This window comes from Bradyrhizobium sp. USDA 4503 (genome assembly GCF_054055815.1).
Window position 1 is genome coordinate 258,594 of sequence record NZ_JBSRXS010000001.1, and the last position, 18,045, is coordinate 276,638.

Here is an 18,045-nt window from a genome sequence, read left to right on the forward strand (position 1 = left end):
GATAGGGCGAAGGCGACTCCCCTGAGGTCGCCTCTCGAAGCCTCGGGACAGAGGGCGCGATCATAGGGAGAGGCCGGTGGAGATTCGTCCAGCATTGCATGCCCATCTGGAGTGGCCCGCGCAGCACAACCCGTTGCGCGCCGCGACCGTTGTGGTGATCGAAGCCCTTGCGCGTGCGGCGATCGAGCTCTCGCGCATCATTGCCGCCGGGCCGCTCGCCGGAGTCGGCGGCGAGAGCGGTGGCGTCAATCCCGACGGCGACCGCCAGAAGACCATCGACATCGTCGCCGACGATCTGATGCGGAACGCGCTGCGCACCGCGCCGGTCGCCGCAGTGCTGTCGGAGGAGGTCGAACTGCCTGAGACGCTCGATCCCGACGCGCCGCTCTGTGTCGCGATCGATCCGCTCGATGGATCCGCCAATCTCGAAAATAACATCTCGATCGGCACGATCTTCTCAATCCGGCCGAAAGGAAACGACGTCATCTCGACCTTCTTCGAGCCCGGCACGGCGCAATGTGCCGCCGGCTGTTTCATCTACGGTCCACAGACCGTGCTGGTGCTGGCGATCGACCAGTGCGTCGACTGCTTCACGCTGGACCCGCGAAGTGGCGAGTTCGTCCTGACCGCGCGCGATCTGCGCGTGCCGCAGGACGCGTCGGAATTCGCCATCAATGCCTCGAACCGGCGGCACTGGAGCGGCCCGGTGCGCAGCTACATCGACGATTGCCTCGCCGGAGTGAACGGCGAGCGCGGGCAGGACTTCAACATGCGCTGGATCGGCTCGCTGGTCGCTGAAGCCTACCGCATCCTGATGCGCGGCGGCGTGTTCCTGTATCCGGCGGATGCGCGCCAGGGCTACCGCGAAGGCCGGTTGCGTCTGCTGTACGAGGCGCATCCCATCGCATTGATCATGGAATGGGCGGGCGGTGCGGCGTCGAACGGCCGGTCGCGCATTCTCGAACTGTCGGCACGCACGCCGCATCAGCGTGTGCCCCTGATCATGGGATCGGCGAGCGCCGTGCGCGACGTCGATGCGATCCACCTGACCGTCGAGCCGTTGTTCGAAAGCAGCGATGCCCCGCTGTTCGCGCGGCGCGGCCTGTTCCGCTGAGGAGGACCGCATGTCACGTCGGCATCCCATCATCTCGATCACCGGCTCCTCCGGGGCCGGCACCACCTCGGTGAAGAAGACGTTCGAGAACATCTTCCGCCGCGAGAACGTGGTCGCCGCCTATATCGAGGGCGACGCCTTCCACCGCTACGACCGCGCCGAGATGCGCAGCCTGATGGCGGAGAGGGCCGAGCACGGCAACAAGCACTTCAGCCATTTCAGCCCCGAGACCAATTTGTTCGAGGAGCTGGAGAAGCTGTTCAGCGACTATGCCGAGACCGGCACCGGAACCACGCGGCACTATGTGCACGACGAGGATGAGGCGCGGCTCTACGGCGCCAAGCCCGGCACCTTCACCGCCTGGGAGGCGCTGCCGGAGAATTCCGACCTCCTGTTCTACGAGGGCCTGCACGGCGCCGTGGTCACCGACAAGGTGAATGTCGCGCAGCATGCCGACCTCAAGATCGGCGTCGTGCCGGTCATCAACCTCGAATGGATCCAGAAGCTGCATCGCGACCGCAGCCATCGCGGCTACTCCACCGAGGCAGTGACCGACACCATCCTGCGCCGCATGCCGGACTACGTGAACTACATCTGTCCGCAATTCACCGAGACCGACATCAACTTCCAGCGCGTGCCGACCGTCGATACGTCGAACCCTTTCATCGCGCGCTGGATCCCGACGCCGGATGAATCGATGGTCGTGATCCGCTTGAAGAACCCGCGCGGCATCGACTTCCCCTATCTGCTCTCGATGATCCCGAACAGCTTCATGTCGCGCGCCAATTCGATCGTGGTGCACGGCGCCAAGCTCGACCTCGCGATGCAGCTCATCCTGACCCCGCTGATCCTGCAACTGATCGAACGAAAGAGGCGAACGATATGACCGCACTTGCGTCCGTTGCCAGCCGCCCCGAAATCAGCCACGACGAGATGGCGAACGCCATCCGCTTCCTCGCCGTCGACGCGGTCGAGCAGGCGAAATCCGGTCATCCCGGCATGCCGATGGGCATGGCCGACGTCGCGACCGTGCTGTTCACGGAGTTCCTGAAGTTCGACCCGGCCGATCCGGCCTGGCCCGACCGCGACCGCTTCGTGCTGTCGGCGGGGCACGGCTCGATGCTGCTCTACGCGCTGCTTTACCTCACAGGCTACAAGAGCATGACGCTCGACCAGCTCAAGGCGTTCCGGCAGTGGGGATCGAAGACCCCGGGCCATCCCGAGTACGGCCACACCCCGGGTGTCGAGACCACGACCGGGCCGCTCGGGCAGGGGGTTGCGACCGCGGTCGGCATGGCGCTTGCCGAGCGGCTGATGAACGCCCGCTTCGGCGACGACCTCGTCGACCACTACACCTATGTGATCGCCGGCGATGGCTGCCTGATGGAAGGCATCAGCCATGAGGCGATCTCGCTGGCCGGCCATTTGCGGCTGAACCGCTTGATCGTGCTGTTCGACGACAATCATATCTCGATCGACGGCGTCACGTCGCTGTCCTGTTCGGACGACCAGGCAGCGCGGTTCAAGGCCAGCGGCTGGAACGTCAACCGCATCGACGGCCACGATCCGCAGGCGATTACCGCGGCGATCAGGCAGGCGCGATCGAGCGATCGTCCGTCGTTGATCGCCTGCCGGACGGTGATCGGGTTCGGTGCGCCGAACCGGCAGGGCAGCGAAAAGGTGCATGGCGCGCCGCTCGGTGCCGATGAGGTGGCGAAGACCCGTGCCGCGCTGCGCTGGCCGTATCCGGCATTCGAAATCCCCGATGCGGTGCTGGCGGAGTGGCGCGAGCTCGGCGGCCGGGGCCGCGACGCGCGGCGGGCCTGGATCGAGCGTTCGCGCAACGCCTGCAAGGGCGACAGGGCCGAGCGGTCTCCGTTCCACGATGCGCTGAACCGGAAATTGCCCTGCGCCTATGCCGAGGCGATGGCAAAGCTGCTGGAGCGGTTCGCGACCGAGCGGCCGAAGCTCGCCACGCGACAGGCTTCGCAGCAGGTCATCGACGTGATCGCGGATGCGTTGCCCAATTTGCTGGGCGGCTCGGCTGACCTCACGCACTCCAATCTGACGCTGGCGAAGTCGCAGGTTTCGGTGCGGCCGGAAACGCTCGACGGCAGCTACATCCACTACGGCATTCGCGAACACGGCATGGCCGCGGCGATGAACGGCATCGCCCTGCACGGCGGGTTCATTCCCTATGGCGGCACCTTCCTCAGCTTTGCCGATTACAGCCGGCCGGCGATCCGCCTTGCTGCGCTGATGGGGATCCGCGTTGTCCATGTGATGACCCATGACTCTATCGGGCTCGGCGAGGACGGGCCGACGCATCAGCCGGTCGAGCATCTGGCGGCGCTGCGCGCGATCCCAAACGTCCTGGTGTTCCGTCCGGCCGATGCGGTCGAGACCGCGGAAGCGTGGGACTGCGCGCTGAAGGCAGAGACCTCGCCGTCGATCCTCTGCCTGTCGCGGCAGGCGCTGCCGACGGTTCGCGACGGCAGCAAGGACAACCAGGTCGCGCTCGGCGCCTACGTTCTCGTCGAGCCGGCCTTCGCGCGTGACGTCACCCTGATTGCAACGGGTTCGGAGGTGGCGATTGCGCTCGAAGCCGCAAAGCTGCTGGCGGAAGACGGGGTACAGGCCGCGGTCGTCTCGGGCCCGTGCTTCGACCTGTTCCGCCAGCAGCCGAGCGACTATCGCGCCCAGGTGCTGGGCAGCGCCCCGCGCGTCGGCGTGGAGGCTGCGGTCGAGGGCGACTGGGCCCGCTGGCTCGGCGACAACGGTGCGTTCGTCGGCATGGCCGGCTTCGGCGCTTCCGCGCCGGCCGACGTGCTCTACCGCGAATTCGGCATCACGCCCGCGGCAATCGCTGCTGCAGCAAAACAGCTCATTCAACGAGCGAATTGAAAGGAGGACGCCACCATGGCGCGGATAACCCTGAGGCAGTTGCTGGACCACGCCGCCGAACGCGGCTACGGCGTTCCGGCCTTCAACATCAACAATATGGAGCAGGGACTCGCCATCATGGAGGCGGCGGCTTCCTGCGATGCACCTGTCATCATCCAGGCCTCGCGCGGCGCGCGCTCCTATGCCAACGACATCATGCTGGCGAAGATGATCGACGCGCTCGAGGAGATGCATCCGCAGATTCCGCTCTGCCTGCACCTCGATCACGGCAACGAAGAGGCGACCTGCGCGACCGCGATCCGCTACGGCTTCACTTCCGTCATGATGGACGGCTCGCTCAAGGCCGACGCCAAGACCGCAGCCGACTATGACTACAATGTCGATATCACCCGCCGGGTCGTCGACATGGCGCACTGGGTCGGCGCGTCGGTCGAAGGCGAGCTCGGCGTGCTCGGCTCGCTCGAGCATGGCGGCGGCGAGCAGGAGGACGGCCATGGCGTCGAGGGCAAGCTGAGTCATGATCAGCTGCTCACCGATCCGGACCAGGCGGTCGATTTCGTCCGCGCCACCAAGGTCGATGCGCTCGCGATCGCGATGGGCACCTCGCACGGCGCCTACAAGTTCACGCGGCGGCCCGACGGCGAGATCCTGGCGATGCGCGTGGTCGAAGAGATCCACACGCGGCTGCCGAACACGCATCTGGTGATGCACGGCTCGTCCTCGGTGCCGCAGCCGCTGCAGGACATGTTCAACCAGTTCGGCGGCGAGATGCCGCAGACCTGGGGCGTCCCGGTCGAGGAGATCGTCCGCGGCATCAAGCACGGGGTGCGCAAGGTCAATATCGACACCGATTGCCGCCTGGCGATGGCGGCGGCCTTCCGCAAGGTCGCCGTCCAATCGAAGAGCGAGTTCGATCCGCGCAAATTCCTGAAGCCTGCGATGGATGCGCTGCGCGAACTCTGCCGTGATCGCTTCGAGCAGTTCGGCACGGCCGGCAATGCCGCCCGGATCAAGGTGGTTGCACTGCCGGAGATGGCCCGCCGCTATCGCGCCGGCGCGCTCGATCCGCAAATTGGAAAGATGACCCAGGCCGCCTGAGCAAATGGCGACGAACCACAGGAGATTTCGATGAACATGCAGCAGTCGATCACAGTGCGCGGCAAGGATCGCTACAAGTCCGGCGTGATGGAATACAAGCGGATGGGCTATTGGGAGCCGAACTACGAGCCCAAGGACACCGACGTCATCGCCTTGTTCCGCGTCACGCCGCAGGATGGCGTCGATCCGACCGAAGCCTGCGCGGCGGTGGCGGGCGAATCCTCGACCGCGACCTGGACCGTGGTGTGGACCGACCGGCTGACGGCCGCGGAGAAATACCGGGCGAAGTGCTACCGCGTCGATCCGGTGCCGAATTCGCCGGGCAGCTACTTCGCCTATATCGCCTATGACCTCGACCTGTTCGAGCCGGGCTCGATCTCGAACCTGACCGCCTCGATCATCGGCAATGTGTTCGGCTTCAAACCGCTGAAGGCGCTGCGGCTCGAGGACATGAGGCTGCCGACCGCCTACGTGAAGACATTCCAGGGCCCCGCGACCGGCATCGTGGTGGAGCGCGAGCGGCTCGACAAGTTCGGCCGTCCGTTGCTCGGCGCCACCGTGAAGCCGAAGCTCGGCCTGTCCGGCCGCAACTACGGCCGCGTTGTTTATGAAGCCTTGAAAGGCGGGCTCGATTTCACCAAGGACGACGAGAACATCAACTCGCAGCCCTTCATGCACTGGCGCGAGCGCTTCCTCTACTGCATGGAGGCGGTCAACCGCGCGCAGGCCGCGACCGGCGAGATCAAGGGGACCTATCTCAACGTCACCGCGGCGACCATGGAGGACATGTACGAGCGCGCGGAGTTTGCCCATGAGCTCGGCTCCAACATCGTCATGATCGACCTTGTGATCGGCTACACCGCGATCCAGTCGATGGCGAAGTGGGCGCGCAGGAACAACATGATCCTGCATCTGCATCGCGCCGGCCACTCGACCTACACGCGGCAGCGCAGCCACGGCGTCTCGTTCCGCGTGATCGCGAAATGGATGCGGCTCGCCGGCGTCGATCACATCCATGCCGGCACGGTGGTCGGCAAGCTCGAGGGCGATCCGAACACTACCCGCGGCTATTACGACATCTGCCGCGAGGACTTCAATCCGTTGCACCTGGAGCACGGCGTGTTCTTCGACCAGAACTGGGCGAGCCTCAACAAACTCATGCCGGTGGCCTCCGGCGGCATTCATGCCGGCCAGATGCACCAGCTGCTCGATCTGCTCGGCGAGGACGTCGTGCTGCAGTTCGGCGGCGGCACCATCGGCCATCCCCGCGGCATCCAGGCCGGCGCCACCGCGAACCGCGTCGCGCTGGAAGCCATGATCCTCGCCCGCAACGAGGGGCGCGACTACGTCCACGAGGGGCCGGAGATCCTGGCCAGGGCGGCGCAGACCTGCACGCCGCTGCGGGAGGCGCTCGACGTCTGGAAGGACGTCACCTTCAACTACGAGTCGACCGACGCCCCCGATTTCGTTCCCACGCCGAGCATGGCGGTCTGAGAGGAGGTTCTCATGCGCGTTACCCAAGGCTGCTTTTCGTTCCTGCCCGATCTCACCGACGAGCAGATCGCTGCGCAGGTGCAATACTGCCTCGACAAGGGTTGGGCGGTGAACATCGAGTTCACCGACGATCCGCATCCCCGCAACACCTATTGGGACATGTGGGGCCTGCCGATGTTCGACCTGCGCGATGCGGCGGGCATCATGAAGGAGCTCGCCGACTGCCGACGGGTCTATGGCGACCGCTATATCCGGATCTCCGGCTTTGATTCCAGCCCGGGCTGGGAGTCGGTTCGCATCTCCTTCATCGTCAACCGGCCGCAGGAGGAGCCAGGCTTCCGGCTCGACCGCCAGGAGGCGGCCGGACGCAATCTGCGTTATGCGACCCATTCCTATGCAGCGGGCCGCCCCGAAGGCGAACGCTACACCGATCATTGACCGCGTCCGGCTTGCAAACCAGGCGGGTTGCTCCCTCGACCGTCCTGGTCCGGATGCACTTCTCCGTCGTCGCCGCCGCGGCGACGGAGCTTTTCCAGGCGAGAGGACAATGACGCAAGCGCAAGAACAGATCAGCGAACAAATCCGCGAGACCCCGCTCGAGACCATCGACCTTCGCCATGAATTCGCCGACCTCGGCATCGGCGACGTGCTCGACCAGCTCGATTCCGAATTGATCGGCCTGAAGCCGGTGAAGACCCGCATCCGCGAGATCGCCTCGCTGCTGCTGGTCGAACGCATCAGGCAGAAGATGGCGCTGGCGACGACGTTTCCGACCCTGCACATGTCGTTCACCGGCAACCCCGGCACCGGCAAGACCACGGTCGCGCTGCGGATGGCCGGCATCCTGCACAAGCTCGGCTTCGTGCGCCGCGGCCACGTCATCAGCGTCACGCGCGACGACCTCGTCGGCCAATATATCGGCCACACCGCGCCGAAGACGAAAGAGATATTGAAGAAGGCGATGGGCGGCGTGCTGTTCATCGACGAGGCCTATTACCTCTATCGCCCGGAAAATGAGCGCGACTACGGGCAGGAGGCGATCGAGATCCTGCTGCAGGTGATGGAGCAGCAGCGCGAGGATCTGGTGGTGATCCTGGCCGGCTATGGCGACCGCATGGAGAAATTCTTCCAGAGCAATCCAGGCTTCCGCTCCCGCATCGCGCATCATATCGATTTCCCGGACTATTCGGACGGCGAGTTGCTCTGGATCGCCGAGCTGATGTTGCAGCAGCAGAATTATCGGTTCTCTCCGGAAGCCCGCGAGGCCTTCATCCGTTACATCGCCGTGCGCAAAGAACAGCCGCTGTTCTCCAATGCACGCTCGATCCGCAATGCGCTCGATCGCATCCGGCTGCGCCAGGCCAACCGGATCGTGGCGAAGCTCGACCGCACGCTCACCGCCGACGACGTGATGTCGATCGAGGCCGGCGACGTGCTCGCCAGCCGGGTGTTCGTCAAAGGCGCCGGTGCGCCGGGCGAGGGACGATGAACGAGGCGCTCGCCGTGATCCGGTCCGCCGGGATGCGCGACATCATCGTGAGCGCCCGCGCCCTGATCTTCGATGTCGACGGCACGCTCGCCGAAACCGAGGAGGTGCACCGCCGCGCCTTCAATGAAGCCTTTGCCGAAGCCGGCCTCGATTGGTTCTGGGACCAGGTCACTTATGCGCGGCTGCTTCGGGTGGCCGGAGGCAAGGAGCGCATCCGCGCCTTCGACCAGCGCAACGCGGTCCCAATGCTGACATTCGCCGAGATCGCCGACCTGCACAGGATCAAGACCGCGCGCTACGCCGCGCTGATTGCCTCGGGCGGCTGCCCATTGCGGCCGGGTGTCAGGGCCTGGCTCGCCGGCGCGCGCAGCCGCGGCCAGCGCCTGGCGATCGCAACGACCACCTCGCACGGCAATATCGATGCGCTGCTTTCGGTTTCGCTCGGGCTGGACTGGGCCGATCAGTTCGAGGCGATCGTTGCCGGCGACGACGTGCCGCGGAAGAAGCCGGCGCCTGACGTCTACACCGAGGTCCTGACCCGGCTCGGGCTCGGGCCGGCAGATTGCGTCGCAATCGAGGATTCCGGCAACGGCCTCGCCGCCGCGGCGCGCGCCGGCATCCCCGTGGTCATCACCCGCAGCACCTATTTCAGCGACGACGATTTCACCGAGGCATTGCTGGTTGTTGACGATCTCTCTGACATCGACGCCTGAAGATCGCTGCCGCCGGCCGGCAGCTCAGGCCAATTTATTCAGATGATGAAATAAATGGCGCTTGCATCCATAGCAGGGTGAAGGCACAATCCGGCCAAAGGTTACCAGAAGCGGTGCTGCACCACCTGGGAGGCGGTGGGACTTGCCGGCGATTCCGGACAGTACCCCTGCGACCCTCCGCGTCTCCGATAAATTTCTTCGGATAATTAAATAAATGGCCAGTCGGCGCTTGCGTCCACATTGCAGCGGCAACATCAACCAAAGGGTGCAGAAAACGGCAGCGCACCGCCAGACGTCCTGTCGGACGCTGGCGCTCGCCAACGATTCCGGGAGACCGGCGCCTCATGATCCTCCACGTCATTCCTGCGCCTCGTTCGTCCAACGACATGGCTCGCGGCTGAACCCGGCATTGCGGGATCGACATGACCGACCATGCGTAGCGAGCATTGGCGCTGTTGACGGGGTCGATCGACATTCCGCAATTTCGGTTCGTGACGGTCCCGGCGCCGATCCGACATCGCCGTAGAATCTGAGGCCGGCCCACGAGCGATCGCCGTCGATTGACGCTGTCCACGGCAACTGGAATCCCAACTCAAAAAAGCAAGGGAGTGAAGCATGTTCAAATTGAAGACCACCTTGTTCGCGCTTGCGCTGGCCGGCCTTGCCGCGACGGTGTCGGATCGCGACGCCATGGCCCAGAGCAAGCCGACCATCGGCATCGCGATGCCGACCAAGTCCTCGGCGCGCTGGATCGACGACGGCAACAACATGGTCAAGGTGCTGAAGGAGCGCGGCTACGGCACCGATCTGCAATATGCCGAAGACGACATTCCGAACCAGCTCTCCCAGGTCGAGAACATGGTGACCAAGGGCGCCAAGGTGCTGGTCATCGCGGCCATCGACGGCACCACCTTGTCCGATGTCCTGAAGCAGGCCAAGGCCCAGGGCATCACGGTGATCGCCTATGACCGCCTGATCCGCGGCACCCCCAACGTCGACTATTACGCGACCTTCGACAATTTCCAGGTCGGTGTGCTGCAGGCCCAGTCGATCGAGAACGCGCTCGGGCTCAAGGAGGGCAAGGGGCCCTTCAACATCGAGCTGTTCGGCGGCTCGCCCGACGACAACAACGCGTACTTCTTCTACGACGGCGCGATGTCGGTGTTGAAGCCCTATATCGACAGCGGCAAGCTCGTGGTCGGCAGCGGCCAGACGGGCATGAACAAGGTTGCGACGCTGCGCTGGGACGGTGCGACCGCGCAGGCGCGGATGGACAACCTGCTCAGCGCGTTCTACGGCAAGAAGCGCGTCGACGCGGTGCTGTCGCCCTATGACGGCCTGTCGATCGGCATCATCTCCTCGCTGAAGAGCGTCGGCTACGGCAGCAAGGACCAGCCGATGCCGTATATCAGCGGGCAGGATGCCGAAGTCCCCTCGATCAAGGCGATGCTGCGCGGCGAGCAATATTCGACCATCTTCAAGGACACCCGCGACCTCGCCAAGGTCACCGCCGACATGGTCGACGCTGTGCTGAGCAAGAAGGAGGTCAGCGTCAACGACACCAAGACCTACAACAACGGGGTCAAGGTGGTTCCGTCCTATCTCCTCAAGCCGGTCGTGGTGGATAAGACCAATTGGGAGAAAGTCCTGATTGACAGCGGCTATTACAAGCGCTCGCAATTCGACTAGAGCGTTTTCGAGCGAAGCGGGTACCGGTTCGCGTGAGGAAAACGCGTCAAAACTAGAATCTGGAGCCCCGTTCCGATTTAATCGGAACGGAATAGGCTTTAGGGCGGATCGCCGGGCAAGCGGCGGCGAGCCGGGCCGGGGGCGATTGACGCTGCAGGACATGATCCGATGACGGCAATGCTTGAGATGCGCGGCGTCAGCAAGAGCTTTGCCGGCGTGCAGGCGTTGCGCGACGTCAGCTTCACCGTCGAGGCTGGGCAGATCCATGCGCTGGTCGGCGAAAACGGCGCCGGCAAGTCGACCCTGATGAAGGTGCTGAGCGGGGTCTATCCGGCCGGCAGCTACGATGGGTCGATCGTGTTCGACGGCGAGGAGCGGCGCTTCCGCGACATCAACGACAGCGAGGCGCTTGGGGATCATCATCATCCATCAGGAGCTGGCGCTGATCCCGCTGATGTCGATTGCCGAGAACATCTTTCTGTCGCATCCGCCGTCGCGGTTCGGCGTCATCGACCGCAACGCGGTGCATCGGCGGACCGCCGAACTGTTGGCGCAGGTCGGCTTGCGGGAGCCGCCGGACACGCTGATCACCGACCTCGGCGTCGGCAAGCAGCAGCTCGTGGAGATCGCCAAGGCCCTGTCCAAGCGGGTGCGCCTCCTGATCCTCGACGAGCCGACCGCCAGTCTCAACGAGGCCGACAGCGCCGCCTTGCTCGAGCGTCTCCTGGCCTTCCGCGAGCAGGGCATCGCCTCGATCCTGATCTCGCACAAGCTGAACGAGGTTGCGCGGGTCGCCGACCGCATCACGGTGCTGCGCGACGGCCGCACCGTCGACAGCATCGACTGCCGCACCGAGCGCATCGAGGAGGACCGCATCATCCGCAGCATGGTCGACCGCGATCTGGCGCATCGATTCCCCGAGCGGAAGGCGGAGATCGGCGAACCCGTGATGACGGTGGAGAACTGGTCGGTGTATCACCCGCTGCATACCGAGCGGCAGGTGATCAAGAACGTCGACTTCACGCTGCGGCGCGGCGAGGTGGTCGGCATCGCCGGCCTGATGGGCGCCGGCCGCACCGAGTTCGCCATGAGCCTGTTCGGCCGCGCCTGGGGCACCAACGTCTCCGGCAAGGTCCGCCTCGATGGACGCGAGGCCGATCTGTCCAGCGTGCCGGCCGCGATCGATGCCGGCATCGCCTATGTCACCGAAGACCGCAAGCAGCTCGGGCTGATCCTTGCCGCCGACGTCCGCAAGAACGTGACGGTGGCGAGCCTCCGCCACGTGTCGGATCGCGGCGTGATCGACGATGTCGCCGAGCTGAAGGCCGCGAGCGACTACCGCACCCGGATGCGGATCCGCTGCTCCGACGTCTACCAGGCGACCGGCGACCTCTCGGGCGGCAACCAGCAGAAGGTCGTGCTGTCGAAATGGCTGATGACCGATCCGAGGGTGCTGCTGCTGGACGAGCCGACGCGCGGGATCGACGTCGGCGCGAAATACGAGATCTACTCCATTATCAACGAGCTGGCGGAGGCCGGCAGGGGCGTCGTGGTGATCTCCTCGGAGATGCCCGAGCTGCTCGGCATCTGCGACCGGATCTGTGTGATGAATGACGGCGCCTTCGTCGGCGAATTCGCAGGCCACGATGCGACGCAGGAGAAGATCATGCGCGCCATCATGCGCAATGACAGAATGTCCGGACGCGGCGCCGACGAAAGGGCGGCACGCGCCGGAGGAGGGGCACCATGACCGACAAGACGGTATCACTTCCCGAGGCCCCCAGGCATTCCGGCTTCATCAAGAACAATCTGCGCAACTACGGCATGCTGCTGTCGCTGCTCGCGATCATGCTGTTCTTCGAGATCGTGACCGACGGCACGCTGTTGCAGCCGCTCAACCTCACCAATCTCGTGCTGCAGAACAGCTACATCGTCATCATGGCGCTCGGCATGCTGCTGGTGATCGTCACCGGGCATATCGATCTTTCGGTCGGCTCGGTCGCGGGCTTCGTCGGCGCCGTCGCGGCGGTGCTGATGGTGCGCTACCATGTCAGCTACCCGATCGCCTTCGTCGCCTGCCTCCTGGTCGGCGCCGCGATCGGCGCGGCCCAGGGCTACTGGGTGGCCTATTTCGGCATTCCGTCCTTTATCGTGACGCTGGCGGGCATGCTGGTGTTCAAGGGCCTCGCGCTTGCGGTCCTGCAGGGCCAGTCGGTCGGGCCGTTCCCGCCGACCTTCCAGAAGCTGTCGTCGGGCTTCATCCCCGAGCTGTTCCCGAGCGCCGGCACGCTCTATCCGACGTCGCTCGCGATCGGCATCGTCCTGGCGTTTGTGCTGGTGCTGGCGACCGCCAGGAGCCGGGCGCGCGAGCAGGCGCACGGCATCGCCGTCGAGCCCTATGCGTTCTTCGTCGTCAAGAGCATCGCGCTGGCGGGCGCGGTGCTCTACTTCACCTACCTGATCGCCTCGCATCGCGGCCTGCCCAACGTGCTCGTCATCATGACCGTCCTGATCGCGCTCTATGGCTTCGTCACGCGGCGGACGGTGATCGGGCGGCAGATCTACGCGGTGGGCGGCAACGCCAAGGCGGCGAAACTGTCGGGCGTCAAGACCGAACGGCTCACCTTCTTCACCTTCGTCAACATGGGCGTGCTGGCCGCGCTCGCCGGGCTGGTGTTCGCAGCCCGGCTCAACACCGCGACGCCGAAGGCCGGCCTCGGCTTCGAGCTCGATGTGATCGCCGCCTGCTTCATCGGCGGTGCGTCGGCCTATGGCGGCGTCGGCCGGGTCGGTGGCGCGGTGGTCGGTGCCATGATCATGGGCGTGATGAACAACGGCATGTCGATCCTCGGTATCGGCATCGATTATCAGCAAGTGATCAAGGGCCTCGTCCTGCTGGGCGCCGTCTGCATCGATGTCTACAACCAGCGCCGCTGACCGCCACGTAGTCGCAATTCCACGATAGGATGCCGGCGCAACGCAGGAGAATGCCGCGTGAAACTGTCCCATGCCGACGCGCTTGATATCGGAGCCATCCTTGCCGAAGTCGGCCGCAGCGAGATCATGCCGCGGTTCCGCCGCGTGCGGGAGATCGAGGTCCGCACCAAGACATCGGCATTCGACGTCGTCACCGAAGCCGATGAGGTTGCCGAGCAGGCGATATCGGCGGCGCTGCTGCGGGCGTTTCCGAATGCGGTTGTGATCGGCGAGGAGGGCACCGCGCGTGATCCGGCCGCGCTCGATCAGGTCGGAACCGCGGAGCTTGCCTTCATCATCGATCCGATCGACGGCACGCGGAACTTCACCTCGAGCCTGCCGCTGTTCGGCACCATGGTGGCCGCCACCATGTGCGGCGAGATCGTGTTCGGTGCGATCCATGATCCGGTCAGCAACGACACCGCATTCGCGCTGCGCGGCGAGGGCGCCTGGCTCGCGATGCCGGACGGCCGGCGGCATGACCTGAAAGTGGCTCCCGCCGTGCCGGTCAAGCAGATGGATGCGATCGTCGGCGTCAACTTCCTGCCCGAGCCGCTACGCACAATTGTCGCCGGCAATCTTTCCAGGCTCGGCGGCAGCGCCTGGCTCAGATGCGCCGCGCACGAGTATCGCATGGCGGCGTCCGGACATTGCCACCTGCTGTTCTACAACAAGCTGATGCCGTGGGATCATGCCGCGGGCTGGCTGTTGCATCGCGAGGCCGGCGGCTACAGCGCGCATTTCGACGGATCATCCTACCGGCCGGTCAATCTGACCGGCGGCTTGCTGTGCGCACCCGACGAGGCGAGCTGGCGCGCGGCGCGAGAGGCGATCCTGATGCCGGCTGGATAGCAGCACAACGTGCGGTTCGTCGCGTTGCGGCGGTTATGAGCCACATTGGTTTTCGGATTCAACTGCCAAACAGCTTGTGTCGTCCCTGCTTTCGCACTAGCGTGTCTACACGGTTTTGGGGCGCGACAGATTGACTCGGTGCAGCAAGAAGTGGCGTCTCTGCAGCATGTTGTATGATTCTCTCACTGGCGCTTTGATTCGAAGGAGCGCCAGCGATGCAGCCGGATTTGTCTTTGGGTGAGTTCGGGGACGTTCGTCTCGACAAAAGGGGGCGACGCTTCTCCGGGCTATGCTTTGCACGCGCAGCGTCTGCTTGCGCCAGATGGCCCGGGGCGATTGGGCTGCCAATATGGCGTTCTGGCGGTTTGTGAACAACCCCCAAGTCACGATCGATAAATTGATTGAGGGCTGGAGCACGCAGACGCGGACTGCGGTCAGCGGGCGTCATGTGCTGGCGATCCAGGATACGAGCGAGGTCAAGTTCCAGACCCAGGCGGGACGGCGGCGCGGGCTGGGCAAAGTCGGCAAGGGCAATGCTCGCGGCGTGCTGTTGCATGCGATGATGGCGGTGGATGCCGACAGCGGGGTCTGTCTTGGCCTTACTGGCGGCAACGTTTGGACGCGCAAAGGCAAGGTAAAAATCCCGCATGAGCGGCGCGCCTTGGCCGACAAGGAGTCGGCGCGCTGGGTGACGGCCGCCGAGCAAGGCCGCGACGTCCTGGCAGATGCCCGCATGATCACCGTCGTCAACGACCGCGAGGGGGATTTCTTTGCTCACTGGGCGCTGACGCCAGCTGAGAATGTCCATCTTCTGTCGCGTGCCATGCACGACCATGCGCTGGTCGATGGCGACACACTTTATCAGGCGGTCGAGCGGAGCCGCTTCTGCGACAACGCGGTGATCGATCTGCCGCAGCGAATGGATCGGCGCGGCCGGCAGGCCCATCTCTCGATGCGCTTCGGAACCGTCGTGCTCAAGCGGCCGCAGAGGCCCGGCGTCACCGACTTGGCGGAGGGCATCAAACTCAGCTTCGTAGAAGTGGTCGAGTTGCATCCGCCGAGAGGTGCGGAGCCCATTCGCTGGCTGCTCCTGACCACTCATCCGGTCGCCACCGCTAAAGACGCCTGGCAGATCGTCTCCTGGTACCGCCAGCGCTGGATCATTGAGCAACTCTTTCGCTCGCTGAAGAGCCAGGGTTTGCGCATCGAGGATAGTCAGATCGAGAGCGCCGAAGGCCTGATCAAGCTCGTGGCGGTCGCCACCAGAGCGGCATGTATCGTCATTCAACTCGTTCAGGCCCGCAACAGTGGCGAAGAATTGCCGGCTGAATTTGTCTTCACCGCAGAAGAGATCGAGACGCTCAGGGCCATCAACAAAACCATGAAAGGTCGCACCGAGCTTCAGAAAAACCACCATCGCCCCAACACCCTTGCTTGGGCGGCATGGATCATCGCAAAACTCGGCGGATGGACCGGCTACGCCTCCCACCGTCCACCTGGACCAATCACCTTCCACACCGGAATGGCCCGCTTCCAAATCCTCGCAAATGGCCCGACAAACGTGTAGATGCACTAGTGCGAAAGCAGGGACCCATACCCCGCGGCGGGTGTTGGGAACGGGACTCGTCGTCCCAGCATCGTTCAACAATCAGCATTTGTGGTTATGGGTCCCTGCTTTCGCAGGGACGACACCCAATATGGGTCGTCGTTTGTGGGTCATACCTTCGCTTAGGGCGTCAGGCCTGCACGATTTCGCCGTCCGCCTCGCGTCTTCGCAAAGGGACTTGCCACGTCGGGCAAATCAGTGATTGGCGATTTCGGCCGGAGCATCCGGGAGTGGCAGGTGCCTGATGCGGCGCACGACAAGGACGGCAACTGCCGCAGCGGCGATCGGTGCCAGTTGCAGGCCGTTGGCGCCCGCAGGCACCATGGCGAATGGCGTCAAATAGAGCGCCGCGACGGCGATGCGTTCATAGGGCAGCCAACCATGCGCAAGCGCCTGCGCGATCAGCCACGCGCCCGGGATCGCCAGGATCACGACCTCATAGTTGCCGAGCGATGGTACGCACAGGCCGGTCATCGCCACCATCAGCGCGATCTCGGCGGCGCCGCGGGGACGTTTTCGCAGCACCAGGATCAGGACGGCGATCGCGATCGCGGCCGCGGTCACCTGGACGAGCCAGGCCGTGCTGCTGGATCCGCCGGCCAGCCTGACCGCGGCATAGGGGCTGGCGAACTTCTCGAAACCGGGTCCGCCGCCGAGGCTCCAGGCGCTTGCCTCCGGCAGAACGGCAACAAACTTGATCCACGGGTCGATCCCGAAGAAAGCGGTGGCCGCCAGCACAAGCACGAGCGTCGTTGCGGCCGCAGCAGCCAGCGCGAGCCAGCGCCGCGTCAGGATCAGCACCAGCGGCGCAAGCAGGGCGATCTGCGGCTTGTAGCTGAAGCACCCGAGCAGCGCGCCGGCGATCACCGGGTAGCGGTCCAGCGTGGCGGCCGATCCGCCGAGCAGAGCCGCCGAGAACAGCGAATTCTGTCCGAATAGCGCGCACACCCACACGGCGGGAAAGGCGAGCGCTGGAACGACGGAGCCGCGCTCGAGCATGGCTCTCACCGCGGCTGCATAGGCGGCGCCGGTCGCGAAGATCCAGACGACGGCCGCCGTTGCAAAGGGAACCAGTGCAAAGGGCAGCCAGAACAACAGCGACGTCGGCGGGTAGAAGAACGGTGCGTAGGTGTTCTGACCGAGCACGGCGGCTACAGCGGCGCGGCCCGCGTCGCCATAGGCGTCGCCGGCGCGGCCTTCGAGCGCGAGCTTCGCCGCGGTCCAGAACGCCGCGAAATCATGGCCGACATCCATCGTCGGCACAGCCCATGGGATGATCGCGATGCAGGCGATGAACAGGACGAGAAATACGCGGGTGAAGGCGGTGACACGGTCAGCCGTGAGCCAGTCGGCCTCACGCAGCGCGGAGACCAGCACGCCCGCGCCGGACTGCCGTGAATGCGCGATTGCCACCGGCGGCTGACCTGTGGACGTATTCGAGGTTGGGCTGATGGTCACGCGCGGCATCACAGCGTCACGACCTGCGTCATCCGCTGCGAGGTGACGCGCGGCGTCATCAGCGAAGGCCAGCCTGTGTCCCTCGAGGTCCGACTTCTGCGACATCGGCCGCTTCATCCCATTCGCGTCGTGCACGCGCAACATTTGGATCAAATCGTCTAAGGTTGCGTAAACCCGATCGTTGCAATTGGCCGCGGCGCAATCGGAACCGATGATCGACATTGCCCCTTGTCCGCGGCCTGTCACGCCGGGCATGGTAAATGACCCGCAACGCCGGCGGCAGCGTGCGGGGTTGGATGCGGAGCCCGACGGTCAAGGTTCATCGCGAATGGCGGTATTGCAGCAGTTCGGCCACGACATCTGGATTGCCGGGGGACCGAACCTTGCGGTCGCCGGGTTTCACTATCCGACCCGGATGGCCATCGTCAGGCTGGCGGACGGTGCCCTTTTCATCTGGTCGCCGGTCCGGTTGACCGAGCAAATGCAGGCCGGCGTCGACGCACTCGGCCAGGTCAGGCACATCGTGGCGCCCAACTCGCTGCATCATTTGTTCCTCGCCGAGTGGAAGCACATGGCACGCCAGTCGAAAAGGATGCGCCGGCATTCTTGCGCCGCGCCTTCGCGTGGCTCTCGGCGTGATGATTTCATCGCG

General features: G+C 64.7%; 14 protein-coding genes and 1 pseudogene. 13 read left to right on the forward strand and 2 right to left on the reverse strand.

What is annotated here, in order from left to right:
* Window positions 1–82 precede the first annotated feature (82 nt).
* The 13 genes and pseudogenes from ACVMIH_RS01215 to ACVMIH_RS01275 all read left to right on the forward strand — a co-directional run bounded on the left by ACVMIH_RS01215 (window position 83) and on the right by ACVMIH_RS01275 (window position 15,896).
* A complete protein-coding gene (locus tag ACVMIH_RS01215) occupies window positions 83–1,114 on the forward strand; it encodes a class 1 fructose-bisphosphatase (protein ID WP_410469753.1) in 1,032 nt (343 codons plus the stop codon).
* 10 nt (window positions 1,115–1,124) lie between these two features.
* Window positions 1,125–2,000 (forward strand): phosphoribulokinase, encoded by an 876-nt coding sequence (locus ACVMIH_RS01220; RefSeq protein ID WP_229192041.1) that lies wholly within the window; start codon window positions 1,125–1,127, stop codon window positions 1,998–2,000.
* Window positions 1,997–4,018: a transketolase gene (tkt, locus tag ACVMIH_RS01225; protein WP_456860449.1), complete on the forward strand. Its 2,022-nt coding sequence runs from the start codon at window positions 1,997–1,999 to the stop codon at window positions 4,016–4,018. Before ACVMIH_RS01220 ends, tkt begins: the two co-directional genes overlap by 4 nt.
* Window positions 4,019–4,033: 15 nt before the next feature.
* Window positions 4,034–5,116: a class II fructose-bisphosphate aldolase gene (fba, locus tag ACVMIH_RS01230; protein ID WP_076833454.1), complete on the forward strand. Its 1,083-nt coding sequence runs from the start codon at window positions 4,034–4,036 to the stop codon at window positions 5,114–5,116.
* A 36-nt stretch (window positions 5,117–5,152) separates the two neighbouring features.
* Complete coding sequence (locus tag ACVMIH_RS01235; RefSeq protein ID WP_456866355.1) at window positions 5,153–6,610, forward strand: form I ribulose bisphosphate carboxylase large subunit; 1,458 nt, start codon at window positions 5,153–5,155, stop codon at window positions 6,608–6,610.
* Window positions 6,611–6,622: 12 nt separating this feature from the next.
* Window positions 6,623–7,048 (forward strand): ribulose bisphosphate carboxylase small subunit, encoded by a 426-nt coding sequence (locus ACVMIH_RS01240; protein WP_076833455.1) that lies wholly within the window; start codon window positions 6,623–6,625, stop codon window positions 7,046–7,048.
* Window positions 7,049–7,157: 109 nt separating this feature from the next.
* Window positions 7,158–8,099 (forward strand): CbbX protein, encoded by a 942-nt coding sequence (cbbX, locus tag ACVMIH_RS01245; protein WP_057015875.1) that lies wholly within the window; start codon window positions 7,158–7,160, stop codon window positions 8,097–8,099.
* Complete coding sequence (locus ACVMIH_RS01250; protein WP_456835234.1) at window positions 8,096–8,812, forward strand: HAD family hydrolase; 717 nt, start codon at window positions 8,096–8,098, stop codon at window positions 8,810–8,812. The genes cbbX and ACVMIH_RS01250 overlap by 4 nt, the downstream gene beginning before the upstream one ends.
* A gap of 615 nt (window positions 8,813–9,427) precedes the next feature.
* On the forward strand, window positions 9,428–10,501 hold the full coding sequence (gene chvE / locus ACVMIH_RS01255; RefSeq protein ID WP_057015877.1) for a multiple monosaccharide ABC transporter substrate-binding protein: 1,074 nt from the start codon (window positions 9,428–9,430) through the stop codon (window positions 10,499–10,501).
* Window positions 10,502–10,669: 168 nt separating this feature from the next.
* Window positions 10,670–12,251: pseudogene (gene mmsA / locus ACVMIH_RS01260) on the forward strand (multiple monosaccharide ABC transporter ATP-binding protein).
* Window positions 12,248–13,438 carry a multiple monosaccharide ABC transporter permease gene (gene mmsB / locus ACVMIH_RS01265; RefSeq protein ID WP_141339879.1) on the forward strand — a complete coding sequence of 397 codons (1,191 nt, stop codon included), beginning with the start codon at window positions 12,248–12,250 and terminating at the stop codon, window positions 13,436–13,438. The pseudogene mmsA and the gene mmsB overlap by 4 nt, the downstream one beginning before the upstream one ends.
* A 57-nt stretch (window positions 13,439–13,495) precedes the next feature.
* Window positions 13,496–14,329: an inositol monophosphatase family protein gene (locus tag ACVMIH_RS01270; RefSeq protein ID WP_456860451.1), complete on the forward strand. Its 834-nt coding sequence runs from the start codon at window positions 13,496–13,498 to the stop codon at window positions 14,327–14,329.
* A 322-nt stretch (window positions 14,330–14,651) separates the two neighbouring features.
* Window positions 14,652–15,896, forward strand: a complete 1,245-nt coding sequence (locus tag ACVMIH_RS01275; protein WP_456785505.1) for an IS4 family transposase — start codon at window positions 14,652–14,654, stop codon at window positions 15,894–15,896.
* 234 nt (window positions 15,897–16,130) lie between these two features.
* On the opposite strand, the gene ACVMIH_RS01280 is transcribed toward ACVMIH_RS01275, so the two are convergent.
* Both ACVMIH_RS01280 and ACVMIH_RS01285 read right to left on the reverse strand, forming a co-directional pair.
* Window positions 16,131–17,498: a glycosyltransferase family 87 protein gene (locus ACVMIH_RS01280; protein WP_456860453.1), complete on the reverse strand. Its 1,368-nt coding sequence runs from the start codon at window positions 17,496–17,498 to the stop codon at window positions 16,131–16,133.
* A 214-nt stretch (window positions 17,499–17,712) separates the two neighbouring features.
* Window positions 17,713–17,940 (reverse strand): hypothetical protein, encoded by a 228-nt coding sequence (locus ACVMIH_RS01285; protein ID WP_156436101.1) that lies wholly within the window; start codon window positions 17,938–17,940, stop codon window positions 17,713–17,715.
* Window positions 17,941–18,045 lie beyond the last annotated feature (105 nt).